We start from the raw sequence: 1,491 nt of genomic DNA, 5'->3' as shown, positions 1-1,491 counted from the left end.
TGTCTTGTCCTGAAATAGGTTTACACATTAAGTAAACAAACATGGATGAGAAATTAGCAAAATTGATTCTTGAAGACCGTAATGTAGGCGATTTAAGTTATCGTACTTTAGCATCAAAGTATGGAATATCCCGCACTCAGATCCACCGGATGGTGATGTCAAAGCAAAAGAAGCAGAAAAAACCGGCAGTAATCAAAGCAGAGGTAGTGGAAGAGTTAGCGTTACCAGACGACATAAAGTTACTGAAGGAGGAATTGCGTAAAGCCCGTTTAAAGATAGAACTACAGGATTTGATGATTGATATATCCAGCAAGGAGCTCGGCATTGACCTGCGAAAAAAACATGGCACCAGGCCGTCCAAATGAAAATGCAAAGCCGCTCACGCGGTCTTCGTGAGCTTTGCAGACTGCTTGGTCATTCGCCACAGGCGTATTATCAATATCAAAAATCGTTCGTTAAAAAAGCATTGGAAGAGGATCTGCTGATCGGGCAGATTGTTTTTCACCGCATCCTTCAACCCAGGCTTGGTGGCCGGAAGCTATATGAAATGATGGAGTCATTTATAGCAGATCACCGGATTTCTATTGGCAGAGATCTGCTTTTTGACCTGCTGCGGGCAAACGGCCTGCTGAATAAACGAAGACGAAATCGACCCCGTACAACGGATTCCAATCACTGGATGAAGAAGTATCCTGACCTGATCAGGAACATCAAATTAAGCCGGGCAGATGAGCTATGGGTGAGTGACATTACTTATATACATCTGGAAAAGAGCACGTTTGCTTATCTTAGCCTGGTTACGGATGCTTATAGCCGGAAGGTGGTAGGCTTTTGTATGAACAATGATCTCTCGGCAGATGGTCCCGTTATAGCGCTGAAAATGGCCCTTAAAAACAGATTGAGCGATGCTCCTCTGATCCATCATTCAGACCGTGGCTCACAATATTGCTCCGACGGCTATATCAGTTTATTAAAATCGGATACTATCAATATCAGCATGACACAAAGCGGTGATCCCAGAGATAATGCCATTGCAGAAAGAGTAAACGGCATACTTAAACAGGAATTGCTTGAGCGAGTGTATCCTGATATTAAAAAGGCACAACAGTCTGTAGTAACCGCAATCGACACCTACAACCGGGTCAGGCCGCATAGCAGTATCGATATGATGACTCCCGACAAGGCACACAAGCAAACAGGTCCGATCAAACGCCGGTGGAAGAGCTGGTTTAACAGAACCCGCAAAAGCCCGGTATCGTAGTTTTCAACAAAAAGAAAGGAGGCTGCAAAAAGAAAAAAAGAAGCAAAAAAAGAAAAACGCATTGAAATATGGAAAACTGAAGGAGTTTCCCACATTCCAACACGACAAGCAAGCCACAACAATTATTCTTTATCTTTAGAAAATGGTAAACCCTATTCAGGACTAAAATAAAGTGTAAACTAAACACCGTACTAATCAGTAAAAGTGTAAACTTTTTTCAGGACGAGACA

At 42.7% G+C, this 1,491-nt stretch carries 2 protein-coding genes; both read left to right on the top strand.

Going from position 1 to position 1,491, the window contains the following annotated elements; translation table 11 throughout:
• The first annotated feature begins 41 nt into the window (after window positions 1-41).
• Complete coding sequence (locus tag AC1DQW_RS27600) at window positions 42-365, top strand: hypothetical protein (protein WP_477457005.1); 324 nt, start codon at window positions 42-44, stop codon at window positions 363-365.
• Window positions 362-1,261, top strand: coding sequence for an IS3 family transposase (locus tag AC1DQW_RS27595; RefSeq protein ID WP_477457004.1), 900 nt, complete (start codon window positions 362-364; stop codon window positions 1,259-1,261). The genes AC1DQW_RS27600 and AC1DQW_RS27595 overlap by 4 nt, the downstream gene beginning before the upstream one ends.
• Window positions 1,262-1,491 lie beyond the last annotated feature (230 nt).

Source organism: Mucilaginibacter sp. P5_A4, assembly GCF_056400605.1.
Note: the sequence above shows the minus strand (reverse complement) of the source record. Positions and strands in the feature narration are given on the sequence as shown.